Consider the following 16,079-nt stretch of genomic DNA (forward strand, 5'->3'; position numbering starts at 1 on the left):
CGGCGGCATCGATCAGAATTCGACGGCGACGAAATCCGCCTTGCCGACGTCGCACAGCGGGCAGCGCCAGTCGTCGGGAATGTCTTCGAAACGGGTTCCGGCCACGATGCCTTCGTCGGGCAGGCCTTCTTCCTCGTTGTAGACCCAGCCACAGATCAGGCAGACCCAGCTCTTGAATTCGATGACTTCGCTCACGGCAGACTCTTGATTCCAGAAAGAATGAACGGGCTGTGCTGTACACGCCCGGCCGCCCGGACGCTCGACTGCACACCCGTGCGGCGAGCCGCATCTTACAGGAATCCGCGCTTCGCCCGTGCGGGCGCGGCGGCTTGCCGCGGCGCTCAAGCTTTACAGCGGTGCTTCGCAGTGGTCCCGATGTGAGGCCCGGAACGCCCGGTGTATGCTGCTGCGAGTTCCGGGCGCCGAGGGCGCGCCATCGACCGGTTTACCTTGCATGGAGAAAACGATGTTGAAGAAGACACTGTTGGGTGCGGTGCTGTCGGGCGCGATGCTGATGTCCTTCACGAGCGCCGCGCAGGCGCAGGCGCGGGTCTATTTCGTCCAGCCGAAGGACGGCGCGACGGTCACGAGCCCGGTACATGTGCAATTCGGCGTCGACGGCATGTCGATCGCGCCCGCCGGCACGATGACCGAGGGCACCGGCCACCACCACGTGCTGGTCGACGGCAAGCCGCTGCCGAAAGGCACCGTGATTCCGGCGAACGATACCTCGCTGCATTACGGCAAGGGCCAGACCGAGGCCGACATCAAGCTGCCTCCCGGCGATCACACGCTGACGCTGCAGTTCGGCGACGGCGCGCATCGCTCGTACGGACCGGAAATGAGCCAGACCATCAAGATCCACGTGCAGTAACTTGCTCAACGGCCGGCCGCACCGTTGCGGTCGGCCGTTCGGCCAGCAGGAAGGCGCGCGGCCCTTGCGCCCGGCACGCCCGGTACAATGGACGCTTCCCTTGATTGCCGGGCACGCCGGCAATCCTTCGCCATTCATCCGGTTTTCCCATGTCGCTCTATTCCATTTCGGACGCGCAGCTCGCGTTCGGCCACGTTGCATTGCTGGACCACGCCGACTTCTCGCTCGAAGCGGGCGAGCGCGTCGGGCTGATCGGCCGCAATGGCGCGGGCAAGTCGTCGCTGCTCAAGATCGTCGCGGGCCTCGCCGCGCCCGATGACGGGCTCATCACGCGTCAGGGAGAGCTTTCCACGGTCTACGTGCCGCAGGAGCCCGAATTCGATCTCGAGGCCACCGTGTTCGACGTGGTGGCCTCGGGCCTCACCGAGGCGCGCGCGCTGCTGGACAAGTTCGACGCCGTCACGCACGCGCTCGCCGACACGCCCGAAGGCGCGGAGCACGACACGCTGCTGTCGCGCATGAACGTGCTGCAGGCGGCGCTCGACACGCGCGACGCCTGGAACTGGCGCACTCGCGTGGCCACCACGCTGGCGCAGATCGGCCTGGATGGCGAGGCCCGCACCGGCGCGCTGTCCGGCGGCATGAAGAAGCGCGTGGCGCTGGCGCGCGCGCTGGTGGTCCAGCCGGACGTGCTGCTGCTCGACGAACCCACCAACCATCTCGACTTCGAAGGCATCCGCTGGCTGGAGGAACTGCTCGTCACGCTGCGCTCGGGCCTGTTGTTCATCACCCACGACCGCGCGTTCCTCGACCGCGTGGCCACGCGCATCGTCGAGCTGGATCGCGGGCGCCTGCTGTCGTATCCGGGCAATTTCAGCGCGTACCAGACGCGCAAGGCGCAACAGCTCGAAGTCGAGCAGGTCGAACAGGCAAAGTTCGACAAGCTGCTCGCGCAGGAAGAAGTGTGGATCCGCAAGGGCGTCGAGGCGCGCCGCACGCGCAGCGTCGGGCGCATTGCGCGGCTGGTCGAGATGCGCAACGAGCGCGCCGAGCGCCGCAACGTGCAGGGCAACGTCAGGCTGGACGTCGGCCAGGGCGAGAAGTCAGGCAAGATCGTGGCCGAACTGACCGAGGTGACCAAGCGCTATGGCGCGCGCACCATCGTCGATCAGTTCACGGCTACCGTCATGCGTGGCGACAAGATCGGCTTCGTCGGTCCGAACGGCGCGGGCAAGACCACGCTGCTCAAGCTGATCCTGGGCGAACTGCAGCCCGACGAAGGCCGCGTGCGCACCGGCACCAACATCCAGGCGGCGTACTTCGACCAGATGCGCGCCCAGCTCGACCTCGACAAGTCGCTCGCCGACACCATCAGTCCGGGCAGCGAATGGGTCGAGGTGAACGGCGTGAAGAAGCACGTGATGAGCTATCTCGGCGACTTCCTGTTCGCGCCGGAGCGCGCGCGTTCGCCGGTGCGTTCGCTGTCGGGCGGCGAGCGCAACCGCCTGCTGCTGGCGCGGCTGTTCGCGCGGCCCGCCAACGTGCTGGTGCTCGACGAACCCACCAACGACCTCGACATCCCCACGCTCGAACTGCTCGAGGAACTGCTCGCCGACTACGACGGCACCGTCCTGCTCGTGAGCCATGACCGCGCGTTCCTCGACAACGTCGTGACCTCGGTGTTCGCGGCGGAGGGCGGCGGTTTGTGGCGCGAATACGTCGGCGGTTTTTCCGATTGGCAGGTTCAGCGCGAACGTTCGGAGCGCATCGCGGAAGAGGCGGCGCGTCAGACCGCGAAGGAAGCGCCGAAGGACGAAGCGCCGAAAGACAGCGCGGCAGGCCGCAATGCGCAGCGCACCGTGAAGCTGTCGTTCAAGGAGCAACGCGAGCTGGAAGGGCTGCCGGCGCGCATCGCCGCACTGGAAGAGGAGCAGAAGTCGATCGGCGCGCAGCTCGAGGACGGCTCGATCTTCGCGCGCGACGCGAAGGAAGGCGCGCGTTTGTCGGAGCGGCACGCGGCGATCGAAGACGAATTGCTGGTGGCGCTGGAGCGTTGGGAGGAACTGGAAGCAAAACGGAAGTAACGCGCGTGCCGGGCGTCCGCATCCGGCCTGAGCCCGTTTCACAGACCGCTTGACTGCCCCGCCAGCCGGGTGTTTTACGCTCCCGAGGTGGGCGCGGCGAGCGAAAACCGCTATTCTCCTAGCGCGGCACGGAGCGCCGGGCGGGTCGATACCCTGCCGCAGGCCGTTCCGGCCAGGCAATTTCATCAGCATTCGCCGGCATGCCGGGCGTCACGTTGCAGCAATTCCGCGCGCGCCCGAGTGCCGGATCAACGTTCAACTATGTCCACGAAAAAATCCAGCGCAATGGCGACAGGAACCGACCGAGGCAAGCGGCCTGTCATGCATGCCAAGGCAGCCGGTTACAGCGAAGCATCGATCAAGGTGCTCAAGGGCCTGGAACCGGTCAAGCAGCGGCCCGGCATGTACACGCGGACCGAGAATCCGCTGCACATCATTCAGGAAGTGATCGACAACGCCTCCGACGAGGCCTTGGGCGGCTACGGCAAGCAGATCACCGTCACCGTGCACAATGACAATTCCGTGTCCGTCGAAGACGATGGCCGCGGCATTCCATTTGGCCTGCATCCGGAAGAAGGCGTGCCGGTCGTCGAGATCGTGTTCACGCGGCTGCACGCGGGCGGCAAGTTCGACAAGGCCGCGGGAGGCGCCTATACGTTCTCGGGCGGTCTGCACGGCGTTGGCGTGTCGGTGACGAATGCGCTCGCCACGCGTCTCGAAGTCACCGTCTGGCGCGACAACAAGATCGCGCAACTGGCGTTTTCGAACGGCGACGTCATCGAGGAACTCACGACGCGGCCGGGCGAACGCGGCGCGAAGAAGAACGGTACACGCGTGCGCGCGTGGCCGAACCCGAAATATTTCGATTCGGCGAACCTGCCGCTCGGCGAACTGCAACGTCTGCTGCGCTCGAAGGCCGTGCTGTTGCCGGGCGTCGAAGTCGTGCTCGTCATCGAGAAGACCGGAGAGCGCCAGACCTGGAAGTACGAAGACGGCCTGCGCGGCTATCTGCTCGAAGGCATGGGCGGCAGCGAACTGCTGATTCCGCTTTTTGAAGGCGAACGCTTCGCCGAAAGCTCGAAGAACACCGAGGAAACCTTCGCGGAAGGCGAGGGCGCGTCGTGGGTCGTCGCGTGGAGCGAGGAAGGGCCGCTGCTGCGCGAATCCTATGTGAACCTGATTCCGACGCCCGCCGGCGGCACGCACGAATCCGGCCTGCGCGACGGTCTCTTTCAGGCCGTGAAGAACTTCGTCGAGATCCACAACCTCCAGCCGAAGGGCGTCAAGCTGCTCGCCGAAGACGTGTTCGCGCGTGTGTCCTTCGTGCTGTCGGCCAAGGTGCTCGACCCGCAGTTTCAAGGCCAGATCAAGGAACGGCTCAACAGCCGCGATGCCGTCAAGCTCGTGTCGTCGTTCTCGCGGCCCGCGCTCGAGTTGTGGCTCAACCAGCACGTCGAATTCGGCAAGAAGCTCGCGGAACTCGTGATCCGCCAGGCGCAGGCGCGCACCCGCGCCGGCCAGAAGGTCGAGAAAAAGAAGAGCTCGGGCGTCGCGGTGCTGCCCGGCAAGCTGACCGACTGCGAGTCCACGGATATCAGCCGCAACGAGATCTTCCTGGTCGAGGGCGATTCGGCGGGCGGCTCCGCGAAGATGGGCCGCGACAAGGAATTCCAGGCCATCCTGCCGTTGCGCGGCAAGGTGCTGAACACCTGGGAAACCGAGCGCGACCGGCTCTTCGCGAACAACGAAGTGCATGACATCGCGGTGGCCATCGGCGTGGATCCGCACGGTCCGGACGAACAGGTCGACTTGTCGAATCTGCGCTACGGCAAGATCTGCATTCTGTCGGACGCGGATGTGGACGGCGCGCACATTCAGGTGCTCCTGCTCACGCTGTTCTTCAAGCATTTTCCGCAGCTGATCGAACGCGGCAATGTGTGCGTCGCGCGTCCGCCGCTGTTCCGTGTCGACGCCCCCGCGCGCGGCAAGAAGCCGGCGCAGAAGCTCTACGCGCTCGATGACGGCGAACTCGAAGCGATTCTCGACAAGCTGCGCAAGGACGGCGTGCGCGAGACGGCGTGGACCATCAGCCGCTTCAAGGGCCTGGGCGAGATGAGCGCCGAGCAGCTCTGGGACACGACCATGAACCCCGACACGCGCCGCCTGCTGCCGATCGCGCTGGGCGATCTCGGCTTCGACCTCACGGTATCGCGCATGACGATGCTGATGGGCAAGGGCGAAGCGGCATCGCGGCGCAGCTGGCTCGAAGAGAAGGGCAACGAGGTCGAAGCGGACATCTGACTTCGACCTGAGCCTGACCTGAGCAGGACCTGAGATACGCACAACGGAAATTCGATGGGAACCACAGACGATCTCTTCGCCGCCCAGACCGCACCGGACGGCGAACAACTGATGCTCGGCGAGTACGCCGAACGCGCTTACCTCTCCTACGCGGTGAGCGTGGTGAAGGGCCGCGCGCTGCCGGACGTGTGCGACGGCCAGAAGCCCGTGCAGCGCCGCATCCTGTTCGCGATGAACGAGATGGGCTTGTCGAACAACGCGAAGCCGGTGAAGTCGGCGCGCGTGGTCGGCGACGTGCTGGGCAAGTATCACCCGCACGGCGACCAGTCGGCATACGACGCGCTGGTGCGGCTCGCGCAGGACTTCTCGATGCGCTATCCGCTCATCGACGGGCAGGGCAACTTCGGCTCGCGCGACGGCGACGGCGCCGCGGCCATGCGCTATACGGAAGCGCGCCTGACGCCCATCGCGCATTTGCTGCTCGATGAAATCGACCAGGGCACGGTCGACTTCATGCCGAACTACGACGGCTCCTTTGAAGAGCCGAAGCTGCTGCCCGCACGCCTGCCGTTCCTGTTGCTGAACGGCGCGTCGGGCATTGCGGTGGGTCTCGCGACGGAAGTGCCGTCGCATAATCTGCGCGAAGTCGCGCAGGCGGCCGTCGCGATGATCCGCGATCCGAAGATCGGTCACGCCGGCCTGATGGAAAAGCTGCCCGGACCGGACTTTCCGGGCGGCGGGCAGATCATCTCGTCGCAGGCCGAGATTTCGGCGGCCTACGAAAGCGGACGCGGCAGCCTCAAGGTGCGCGCGCGCTGGAAGATCGAGGACCTCGCGCGCGGACAGTGGCAGGTGGTGATCACCGAACTGCCGCCCGGCGTGTCGAGCCAGAAGGTGCTCGAGGAAATCGAGGAACTCACCAATCCGAAGATCAAGCTCGGCAAGAAGACCCTCACGCCCGAGCAGGCGCAGACCAAGCAGACCCTGCTCGGCCTGCTGGACGCCGTGCGCGACGAGTCCGGCAAGGACGCGCCGGTGCGGCTCGTGTTCGAACCGAAGTCGAGCCGCCTCGACCAGACCGAGTTCGTCAATTCGCTGCTCGCGCATACGAGCCTCGAATCGAATGCGTCGATCAACCTGGTGATGATCGGCGCGGACGGCCGTCCGCGGCAGAAGGGCATCGTCGAGATCCTGCACGAGTGGATCGGCTTCCGCTTCGTCACCGTGACGCGGCGCACGCAGCATCGGCTCGGCAGGGTCAATGACCGCATCCATATTCTCGAAGGACGGATGATCGTCTTCCTGAATATCGATGAAGTCATCCGCATCATTCGCGAATCCGACGAACCGAAGCAGGCGCTGATCGCGCGTTTCAATCTCTCGGAGCGCCAGGCCGAGGACATTCTCGACATCCGCCTGCGCCAGCTGGCAAGGCTGGAAGCGATCAAGATCGAACAGGAATTGAAGGACCTGGGCGAAGAGAAGGCGAAGCTCGAAGAACTGCTCAACAGCGATGCCGCGATGAAGCGTCTGCTCATCAAGGAAATCGAAGCCGACGCGAAGCAGTACGGCGACGACCGCCGCACGCTGATCCAGCAGGCCACGCGCGCGACCTTCGAGGCGCGCGTCGTCGATGAACCGGTGACGGTCGTCGTGTCGCAGAAGGGCTGGGTGCGGGCGCTGAAGGGCCATGGACTCGACCCGGCCGGCTTCACCTTCAAGCAGGGCGATGGCCTCTACGCGGCCTTCCAGGCGCGCACGCCGGATGCGCTCATAGCGTGGGGCAGCAAGGGCCGGGTGTATTCGGTGTCGGTTGCGGCGCTGCCGGGCGGACGGGGCGACGGCGTGCCGGTCACGTCGCTGATCGAACTCGAATCGGGCACGCATCTGCTGCATTACTTCGCGGCGAATGCGGAGCAGCAACTGCTGCTGGCGTCGAGCAACGGCTTCGGCTTCATCGCGAAGCTGGGCGATCTCGTGAGCCGCCAGAAGGCGGGCAAGGCGTTCATGACCATCGACGAAGGCGCCGCGCCGCTCGCGCCGATGCCGGTCATTCCGGGCGCGGCCTATGTGGCGTGTCTGTCGAGCGCGGGGCGTCTGCTGGTGTTCGGCATGGACGAGATGAAGACGCTCTCCGGCGGCGGGCGCGGGGTTACGCTGATGGCGCTCGATCCGAAGGAAACGCTGCGCCAGGCGCTCGCCATCGACGCGCGCGGCGTGGTGATGATCGGCACCGGACGCGGCGGCAAGAGCAGGGACGAGAAGCTGGCCGGCTCGCAACTGCAACTGCATCTCGGCAAGCGGGCGCGCAAGGGAAGGGCGCCGGATTCGTCACTGAAGGTGGCGGAATTGAGGCCGGTGTTCGAGGGATAAGCTTCAAGACCGCATCGGCATCGTCTGGAACGCCTCGTCGCGAGCTTGCGGCGAGGCGTTTTTATTTGGCCTCTTGCCGAATACACAGGAACTGGTAGGCAGCGTCCTAGTCGAACGGCCAAACTTGAATCCCCAAGCCCACGACGTCAGCCCAAAACCAAAGCCACAATGAACAAAGCCATCGAAGCCGCGCTCTTCCTGCATCTCCTCGGCGTTGCCGTATGGATTGGCGGCATGATCTTCGCGCATTTCTGCCTGCGTCCCGCGCTCGGCGACCTCACGCCGCAACTGCGCCTGCCGCTGTGGGAAGCCGTATTCACGCGCTTCTTCAACTGGGTCGCGGCGTCGGTGCTTGTCATCCTGCTCTCGGGCGGCTTCCTTCTGGCCGAGTTCGGCGGCACGCACGCCGCGTTGCCGCTGCACGTGATGGCTGGGCTCGGCGTCGTGATGATGCTGATCTTCGGGCACATCCGCTTTGCGGTGTTTCCGCGCATCCGGCGCGCGGTGCAGGCGCAGAACTGGCCCGACGGCGCACGCGCCGTCGGAACCGTGCGCAGGCTCGTCGTGATCAATCTGGTGTTGGGTATCGTGACGATTGGTGCAGCGGTGTTGTCACGCGGTCTGTGAAGTGTGCTTGCGGCTGGGCTTGCGGCTCCAGTTGCGGACCGTCCTTCAGATAGCCTTCCTTTGAAGGATCGCGCATGCACAGCGACACCAGCCCGGCCACGGCGCACAGGGCAGTCACGTACCAATAGAACATGCTTTCGATGCCCGCCTGCTTGAGCCAGAGCGCCACGTATTCCGCGGAGCCGCCGAAGATCGCGTTCGCCAGCGCATAGGACAGGCCCACGCCGAGCGCGCGCACATGCACCGGGAACATCTCCGCCTTGATCAGGCCGCTGATCGACGTATAGAAGCTGACGATGCAAAGCGCCGTGACGATCAGCGCAAACGCCGCCAGCGGGTTGCTGACATCCTTGAGCGTGTGCATGAGCGGCACCGTGCACAGCGTGGCGAGCGAGCCGAAGCAGATCATCGACTTGCGCCGCCCGATGCGGTCGGACAGCGCGCCGAACAGCGGTTGCAGCAGCATGAACACGAACAGCGCGGCCGTCATCACGTGGCTGGCGGTCTTTGCGTTCATGCCGGCCGTGTTGACGAGATACTTCTGCATGTAGGTCGTGAAGGTGTAGAACACCAGCGACCCGCCGGCCGTGAAGCCGAGCACGGTCACGAAGGCGCCCTTGTGCCGCCAGAGCCCGCTGAACGAACCGGCCTCGCTGCTGCGGCGGGATTCGGCCGTGGTGGTTTCATCGAGCGAGCGTCGCAGCAGGAGCGCGATGATCGCCGCCGCCGCGCCCACCAGGAAGGGAATGCGCCAGCCCCAGGCTTTGAGGCTTTCGGTGCTGAGGGTCTGCTGCAGGATGACCAGCACGAGCAGTGCGCAGAGTTGCCCGCCGATCAGCGTGACATATTGAAACGACGCATAGAAGCCCCTGCGGCCTTCGACCGCGACCTCGCTCATGTAGGTGGCGCTCGTGCCGTATTCGCCGCCCACCGAGAGTCCCTGGAACAGACGCGCGATCAGCAGCAACGCGGGCGCGAGCGCGCCTATTTCGGCATAGCCGGGCAGCAGCGCGATGACGAGCGAGCCGCCGCACATCATCAATACCGACACCATCATCGACGCGCGTCGTCCGTGCTTGTCCGCGAGACGGCCGAAGAACCAGCCGCCGATGGGACGCATCAGGAAGCCCGCTGCAAACACGCCTGCGGTGTTGAGCAATTGCGTGGTGGTATTGCCTGCGGGAAAGAAGGTTGACGCGAAGTAAATGGCGCAGAACGAGTAGACATAGAAGTCGAACCATTCCACAAGGTTGCCTGACGACGCCCCGACAATCGCGACGATGCGGCGCCGTGTGTCCCGTTTATCTCTCGTATTATCCGGGCCAGTCATTTGCGGTTCAGTTGATTCCTTCATTGCTGATTATCTCCATGTTTGTCATCAAGCAGGTGGATTGAAAATCGCTCTTGGAAAAGTCTTAATTGTTATGGGCCACATTTAGGAATTATTCTTGTATTTTTCTTAAGTCACGCTAAATAAAGGCAAAAAAATCAGTCATCCTTTATACAGGAGATTAAAAAGCGATTTGTATAAAAATTCATCGCACGAGCCAAGGAAATAAGGTCGAGCATGGCATTTCGTCTTTTCCAAAAAAGACGGCCGCTCTCATCCCTCTCGATCAATTTCCTTTGCGGAGCTCGTATGATTTCAGTGTCCAGCGACTATTCGAGAAGCACTCAGACGGCGGGCGGATCCAGCGACACCTCGGATGATCCGCCGCCGGCGCAACAGCCTTCACAGGACGCGCAAGCGTCGTCTTCGCAAGGTTCGGACGGCACGTCGGCGTCGGGATCGGCGCAGACGGATTCGGCCTCCGAGACTCCGCAGAAGGCGCCGGGTTCCACGAGCCCGGAGAACACTCAGGATGGCCAGACCACTCAGAATTCGCAGGCGCCGTTGCCCACGTCGACCGGGCAAGACACCACGGGACAGCGCACATCGGGAGTAGGAACCCAGCAGCAGCTGTCGCTGGAACAGCCGTTGCCGGATGCGCAGCCCGGTGCGAACAGCGGCTCGTCGACGACGACGTCAGGCACACAGCAAACCACGACCGACAAACCGGCTGACGCGATGAATTCGCGGGATCTCGCGGGCTCGCTCATCTGGCAAAACGACCTGGCGGCGGCCGGCGATCGCTTCGATTCTGCGGTCGATGACTCCATGAAAGACGTGAAGGACGGCAAGGACACGACCGATCACGTCATCGCGGCGGGCAAGGCGCTCGATGACGTTCAGGACATCATGGGGCAAGACAAGCTGAACAGCGAGCAGCAAGACAAGTCCGACCGCCTCGCCAAAGCATTGGACAACCGGAAGGACAATGACACGCTCGAATCCCTCGGCAAGAACGCCAACGTCGATCTGAAGCCGCTGGCGAAAGACCACAATCTCGACAATTTCAACAAGTATGGGAAATACCCGAGCATCATCGCGCGTTCGACGCTCTTCGATGAAGGCCGTTTCAACAACTCCCAGGTGTTGAAAAACTGGTCCTGGCTATCGAAGTATCAGACGCCCGGGCAGAGCCGCTTCGACTGGATGGGTCCCAAGGGCCGGCTCGCGGTGCTGCTGGGTTCGCGGATGCTGGCGGCGACCAACAACTTCACGAAGGCAGGCTCGATGTTCATGTCGGGCATTCAGAAACTGAAGGACGGCAAGGATCCCACCGATGACTTCATCGGCGGCGGCGCGTCCATGGGGCAGGGCCTGAACGAGGTTACAGTGGGCGCGGGCACGGATCTCGGGAATCACGCGGCCAAGCAGTGGCAACTGAAGCAAGCGCAAGCAGCCAGGACGGAACCCGCCTCGAACCCCAATGGCACGTCGCCCGCACAAGATGGCTCGAACAACGGCACCTCGACACAGCAGAGTGGCCCCTCAACGAGCGCGGACGATACCCGCTCGATCCAGTCGCTGAACGAGCAAGTCGACACGGATCTCGGCCGTGTGAGTGGCGATATCGACGGGCAAGTCACGGGTCGTCAGAACGAACTCCAGAAAAGTGTTTTTGACAGGCTCGAAAGCACGCATCCCGATAATCGGCGTCTGATCCTGCAGCGCGGGGTTTCGGAAGTCTTCCCCGAATACAACGGCATGGCGCAGTTGGGAGACCAGCTCAAGAAAGCCGCGAAGGAGGACGCGCAAAACGCTCACGAGAATCTCAAGAAAATAGAATCCGATTCCCAAGCCGAGATGCAGAAGCTCCACGATCTGGGCTTCGAGACCGTCGATGCAGCGCGCAAGTCGGAGAACGCCGCTGCACTGGAGTTGGTCAGCCGTCTGGACAATCTGGGCCAGCTCAAACATGACGCCTACGACCAGTTCGATCGTGCGATGAACGAGCGGGAGGCGCTGATGAAGGACGCCCCGGCCTCTTACAGGGAGCTGGGACAGGCGTTGAACAATCTGGACCCGGAGGTCCGGCAGTCCAAGCTCTCGGAGTGGATGGATAGTTACGGCAAGAAGTTCACCAACTACCAGGATACCTTTCTCGCTCATACCGATGCGTTTCCCGACTGGTTCAAGATCTCCAAGCCCTTGCGCACGCAGCTTGTGCCGTCGCTGATCGGCACCGCGTTCGGCGCGCTCGGTTTTGGCGCCTCACTCGACTCCTACCTGAAGAAACAGCAAGCGGGCACCTTGACCACCCAGGACAAGATCAATCTGGGGGCGCAGGTGTTCAATCTGGTGGGCGGCATCGTGGGCTTCGTGCCCTTCGTCGGGCCGGTTGCAAGCATCATCGCCACGGTGATCGGCGGCGTCATGGGCGGTATCGCCGATGGTTACCAGGGCTACCAGCTGAGCGAAGCTCAAAACGATCTGCTGAACAAGTACCGCGACCAATGGAACAATACCCACTCCCAGGCGGACCAGATCTGGGATGGCTTCGATGGAGGTTGATCGTTCTCGGCAACGCCGCGTTCGACGGCAGCATGGCCGCCGGCCCGTCGTTCGTGCGGGCGGCCGCCCCTAGCGTCCGCCGGGCTCGTCGGTGAGGGCGGGGCTCGACGGCTCCCGGCCGGCATCATTGCGTGAACGCGGCGCCTGTCCGCGCGGCCAGCCGCATACGCCGAAGCGGTCGAGCAGCGCCTGCACGCCGTCCGCCGGCACGGGCCGCGAGAACAGGAAGCCTTGCGCTTCCACCGGACCCAGCGCCGCGAGCCACGCGATCTGCTCGTCGCGTTCGGTGCCTTCCACCACGACCGTCAATCCAAGCGAACGCGCGAGATTGACGATGGCCGACACCATCACGCACACGCTGCGATCCTCGGGAATCGCCTGGATGAAGGAGCGGTCGACCTTGAGCGTATCGACGGAAAAGCGGTTCAGATACGACAGCGACGAATAGCCGGTGCCAAAGTCGTCCAGCGCGATGCGCACGCCCAGGCGCTTCAGCGCGACGATCTTCTCCTGCACGAGCTCCGGATATTCGACCATTACGGTTTCGGTGATTTCGAGTTCGAGCTTGTCCGGCGGAATGCCGCTCGCCTCGATCGCGCGCGCGACCGTCTCCAGCAGATCGCCGCGCCAGAACTGCACCGCCGAGATGTTCACGGCCAGCGACAGTCCCGTATAACCCTCCTGCTGCCAATGCGCGAGCTGCCTGCACGCGGTGTGGATCACGAAATCGCCGACCGCGACGATCAAGCCCGTGGATTCCGCCACCGGAATGAATTCGTTCGCCGGAATGAGCCCGTGCTGCGGATGGTTCCAGCGCACCAGCGCCTCGAAGCCGGTGATGCAGCGGCGCGTCAGGTCGATCTTCGGCTGGTAGACGAGGAACAGCTGCTCCTCGGTGAGCGCGACGCGCAGCTGCTGTTCCCACTTCATCAAATGATCCGCGCGATGCGACAACTGCGGCGAGTAGAACTGATAGCAGTTGCGGCCCGCGTCCTTGGCGCTGTACATCGCGAGGTCGGCCTTTTTCAGCAAGTCGATCTCGCTCTCGTTCGACACCGAGAACAGCGCAATGCCGATGCTCGCATGCAGCACGAACGCGCTGCCGCGTACGTCGAAAGGCGTGGCGAACATGGTGGAGATGTCGTCGGCGAGCGTGACGGCGCGCTGCTCGACTTCGTCGCCCTTCACGACCACCACGAACTCGTCGCCGCCGATGCGCGACAGCGTGCCGCTCTGACCCACCGTCTCCGCGAGCCGCGACGCCGTCATCTGCAGGACGATGTCGCCGGCATTGTGGCCGAGCGTGTCGTTGACGGTCTTGAAGTTGTCGAGGTCGATGAAGAGCAGCGCCAGCCGCCCGATGTTCTCCTGCTGCGCGACGTCCTGGCGCAGCGCGCGCAACGTGGAGTAGCGGTTGCGCAGCCCGGTGAGCAGGTCGTACTCGACCAGGTGCGTCATCTCGCGCTCGCGCCCGAGCAGCTTGCCGATCAGGCCGGTCGCGACCGCGAAGAAGCCGAGCATGGCGAGCGAGATGAAGCTCGCCATCAGCAGATAGACGTTGCGCGTGTGGTTGTAGTCGATCATCTCCTCGCGTTCGGAGAGACCGACGAGCACGCCGAGCGGATAACCGTCGATATGCCGGTACGACACGATGCGCTTCACGTGATCGATGGGATCCACGTAGATGCCCGACGCGTGATCCAGCGTGGGATACACGCCGCTCGCGGTGAAGTCCGCGCGGGCGCGGCTGCTGGCGGCAGCGCTTGCATCGCCGCCGTTGCCTTGCGCGGCGGCCGTGGCGGCCGCCGCGCCATCGGCCAGGCCGCCGCCCGTGCTGCGCGCGAGCACCGAGCCGCTGTCCGACACCACGGCAATCACGCCCTCGCGGCCGATCGACGCGACGTTGTAGAAGTCGCTCGTGAAATAGGCCGGGTCTTCCGACACCACCACGACGCCGGCGAACGAGCCGTCCGGATGATTGAGCCGCCGCGTGAACTGCAGCGTCCACAGGCCGGACACGCGGCCGCGCACCGGGCGGCTGACGTAGAGGAGGTCGTCGTTGGAATGCGCGTGGACCTTGAAGTGCTCGCGGTCCGACAGGTCGATGGGTTTCGGATGCGGATCCGAGGTGTTGGCGACCAGCGTGCCGTATTCGTCGATCAGCGAGACCTGCACCAGCGTGTCGCTCTGCACGACGCCTTTCTCGACGGTGGCGATCAGGTCGAAGTTGTCAGGCGATTTCTCGTATTCGTATTTGACGAAACGGGTGATCTGGTCGACCTGATGAATGGCCTTGATGGTGTGCTGCTCGAGCGCCGCCGACAGGATGGCGGCCGAAGACATGGATTCGTGCGTGGTGGCTTCGCGCTCCACCGAAAGCCGGGCGAAGATGACCGCCCACAGCAGCACCAGCACGAAGGTGCCCAGTACCGGAATGGCCAGCAACGCCCGCCGCCGCCGCGCCGCCGGGGCGCTTGTGAGGGTGTCCGGGACGGCATGCGTGCGCGCCCGCTTCATGGCGCTCCCTGCAACGCTGGATCGCGTAGCGCCTGACGTGCTGCGAACTGCGCGAAGTGGATGAAGCGATGCATGTGCGGAGGCGTTCGGCCGAAACGAGTGACTATACCGCGCGCAGTACGCCGCGGCTGGGGGATGGACATTCTTTGGCAGATCCTGTCAGCGGCGTCATCGTTGCGGGTGGCTTTCGCTGCGCTCACTGTGCCCGGCAGCGCCGGCCGTTGCCCTGGCGCGGCGGCTTGGCGCCGCTGAAGGATTATTCGAGTCCGGATACAAACCGCGCCCCTGCCGGGTCCGTTGCATTGCCGCCGCCACGTCCGACGCTTCTTTTTATCCCCATTGGTCAGATAGTAGCGAAGGCTCCTGCTTTAAGAAAGAGCCCGCCCTTGGGGGTAAACGCGCGCCGCAGGGGATATGCGCAGGTCATTGTTTCAGCTACGGAAATTACCGTCGATCACAGTTACCGAATGGCCGCCGATCCACACGGGCGCGCCATCCGCCTGGTCGTCATAAGTGACGCTCACGCGGCCGTCGCGGCCCAACGCGGTGCCCTGACGAACCGTGTAGTGCGCGCCCGGACGCTTGCCTTGCTGCGTCAGCAGCATGGCGAGGGCGGCGTTTGCGCTGCCCGTGACCGGATCCTCGATGTTCTCCGCGCCCAGCAGAAGCGCGCGCAGTTCGAAGGTCGCGGGTCCGCCGGGCGCGTGCGGACCGTAGACCACGATGCCGTGTGTGCCCGTTTCCGCGACGATCTGCCGGACCGCTTCGCGCGACTCGCCCGCCAGCGTCAGCGCAAGACACTGCGCCGCGTCGCGCACGCGCACCACGAGCCAGGGCGCGCCGTTGTCCACCGCGGCGGGCGGCGCTTCCGGATCGAGTGTGGCGGGGGCAAGCGCCGCCGCGAGACGGGCGTTCTGCGCTGCGGTCAAAGGCGTGATGCGGGCCGGCGGCGCGGCGAAGGCCCACTCGCCGCCCGCGCGTTCGGCGAGCGTCACCAGGCCGACGCCGCATTCCTGCACCAGCCGTCCGGGTGTCTTCGGTGTATAGCCGGCGTCGATGAGCGCGTGCGCGCTGCCGAGCGTCGGATGCCCGGCGAACGGCAATTCCACCGCGGTCGTGAAGATGCGCACGCGATAGTCGGCGCGTGCATCGGTCGGCGGCAGCAGGAAAGCGGTTTCGGACAGGTTGGTCCAGCGCGCGATCTCCTGCATGCGTTCGGTGGAGAGACCGTCGGCATCGAAGATCACGGCGAGCGGGTTGCCCTTGAACGGCACGGAGGTGAAGACATCGACCTGCTTGAACTGGACGACCCGTTGGTCGGCGTGTGAGGACATGAGCGTGTGTCTCGCTGGAGCAGGGCATAAAAAAACCCGACGCGTCGCTGCGTCGGGTTTCGCGGATGAAC

Annotated in this window: 9 protein-coding genes and 1 pseudogene; 6 read left to right on the forward strand and 4 right to left on the reverse strand. The window is 64.3% G+C overall.

Annotated elements, in window-relative coordinates:
* Positions 1-12: 12 nt before the first annotated feature.
* A complete protein-coding gene (locus QCE69_RS03940) occupies positions 13-195 on the reverse strand; it encodes a rubredoxin (RefSeq protein WP_309914728.1) in 183 nt (60 codons plus the stop codon).
* A 271-nt stretch (positions 196-466) separates the two neighbouring features.
* Here QCE69_RS03940 and QCE69_RS03945 point away from each other — a divergent pair, with 271 nt between their 5' ends.
* The 5 genes from QCE69_RS03945 to QCE69_RS03965 all read left to right on the forward strand — a co-directional run bounded on the left by QCE69_RS03945 (position 467) and on the right by QCE69_RS03965 (position 8,259).
* Positions 467-874: a DUF4399 domain-containing protein gene (locus QCE69_RS03945; RefSeq protein ID WP_309807774.1), complete on the forward strand. Its 408-nt coding sequence runs from the start codon at positions 467-469 to the stop codon at positions 872-874.
* A 149-nt stretch (positions 875-1,023) separates the two neighbouring features.
* Positions 1,024-2,958 (forward strand): ATP-binding cassette domain-containing protein, encoded by a 1,935-nt coding sequence (locus QCE69_RS03950; protein WP_309914731.1) that lies wholly within the window; start codon positions 1,024-1,026, stop codon positions 2,956-2,958.
* A 321-nt stretch (positions 2,959-3,279) separates the two neighbouring features.
* Positions 3,280-5,259 (forward strand): DNA topoisomerase IV subunit B, encoded by a 1,980-nt coding sequence (locus QCE69_RS03955; protein WP_309929532.1) that lies wholly within the window; start codon positions 3,280-3,282, stop codon positions 5,257-5,259.
* A 54-nt stretch (positions 5,260-5,313) separates the two neighbouring features.
* Positions 5,314-7,632, forward strand: coding sequence for a DNA topoisomerase IV subunit A (parC, locus tag QCE69_RS03960; RefSeq protein WP_309929533.1), 2,319 nt, complete (start codon positions 5,314-5,316; stop codon positions 7,630-7,632).
* A 168-nt stretch (positions 7,633-7,800) separates the two neighbouring features.
* Positions 7,801-8,259 (forward strand): CopD family protein, encoded by a 459-nt coding sequence (locus QCE69_RS03965; RefSeq protein ID WP_309807778.1) that lies wholly within the window; start codon positions 7,801-7,803, stop codon positions 8,257-8,259.
* Between the two features lie 34 nt (positions 8,260-8,293).
* On the opposite strand, the pseudogene QCE69_RS03970 reads toward QCE69_RS03965, so the two are convergent.
* Positions 8,294-9,589, reverse strand: a pseudogene (locus QCE69_RS03970) (MFS family transporter); the annotation flags it as partial.
* 309 nt (positions 9,590-9,898) lie between these two features.
* Here QCE69_RS03970 and QCE69_RS03975 point away from each other — a divergent pair.
* Complete coding sequence (locus QCE69_RS03975; protein WP_309929535.1) at positions 9,899-12,157, forward strand: hypothetical protein; 2,259 nt, start codon at positions 9,899-9,901, stop codon at positions 12,155-12,157.
* Positions 12,158-12,226: 69 nt separating this feature from the next.
* Here the strand turns inward: QCE69_RS03975 and QCE69_RS03980 are convergent, their stop codons facing one another.
* Positions 12,227-14,674 (reverse strand): EAL domain-containing protein, encoded by a 2,448-nt coding sequence (locus QCE69_RS03980; protein ID WP_309914742.1) that lies wholly within the window; start codon positions 14,672-14,674, stop codon positions 12,227-12,229.
* A gap of 431 nt (positions 14,675-15,105) precedes the next feature.
* Positions 15,106-16,008, reverse strand: a complete 903-nt coding sequence (locus tag QCE69_RS03985; protein WP_309929537.1) for a PhzF family phenazine biosynthesis protein — start codon at positions 16,006-16,008, stop codon at positions 15,106-15,108.
* Between the last annotated feature and the right edge of the window lie 71 nt (positions 16,009-16,079).

Origin of the sequence: Caballeronia sp. LZ032 (assembly GCF_031451315.1) — a bacterium.
GTDB lineage: Bacteria > Pseudomonadota > Gammaproteobacteria > Burkholderiales > Burkholderiaceae > Caballeronia.

What these genes read in the sequence shown, in the direction of transcription:
- QCE69_RS03980 (WP_309914742.1), bottom strand. Translation starts at nt 14,674, where the DNA reads ATGAAGCGGGCGCGCACGCATGCCGTCCCGGACACCCTCACAAGCGCC.
- parC (WP_309929533.1), top strand. Translation starts at nt 5,314, where the DNA reads ATGGGAACCACAGACGATCTCTTCGCCGCCCAGACCGCACCGGACGGC.
- QCE69_RS03975 (WP_309929535.1), top strand. Translation starts at nt 9,899, where the DNA reads ATGATTTCAGTGTCCAGCGACTATTCGAGAAGCACTCAGACGGCGGGC.
- QCE69_RS03950 (WP_309914731.1), top strand. Translation starts at nt 1,024, where the DNA reads ATGTCGCTCTATTCCATTTCGGACGCGCAGCTCGCGTTCGGCCACGTT.
- QCE69_RS03985 (WP_309929537.1), bottom strand. Translation starts at nt 16,008, where the DNA reads ATGTCCTCACACGCCGACCAACGGGTCGTCCAGTTCAAGCAGGTCGAT.
- QCE69_RS03945 (WP_309807774.1), top strand. Translation starts at nt 467, where the DNA reads ATGTTGAAGAAGACACTGTTGGGTGCGGTGCTGTCGGGCGCGATGCTG.
- QCE69_RS03955 (WP_309929532.1), top strand. Translation starts at nt 3,280, where the DNA reads ATGCATGCCAAGGCAGCCGGTTACAGCGAAGCATCGATCAAGGTGCTC.
- QCE69_RS03965 (WP_309807778.1), top strand. Translation starts at nt 7,801, where the DNA reads ATGAACAAAGCCATCGAAGCCGCGCTCTTCCTGCATCTCCTCGGCGTT.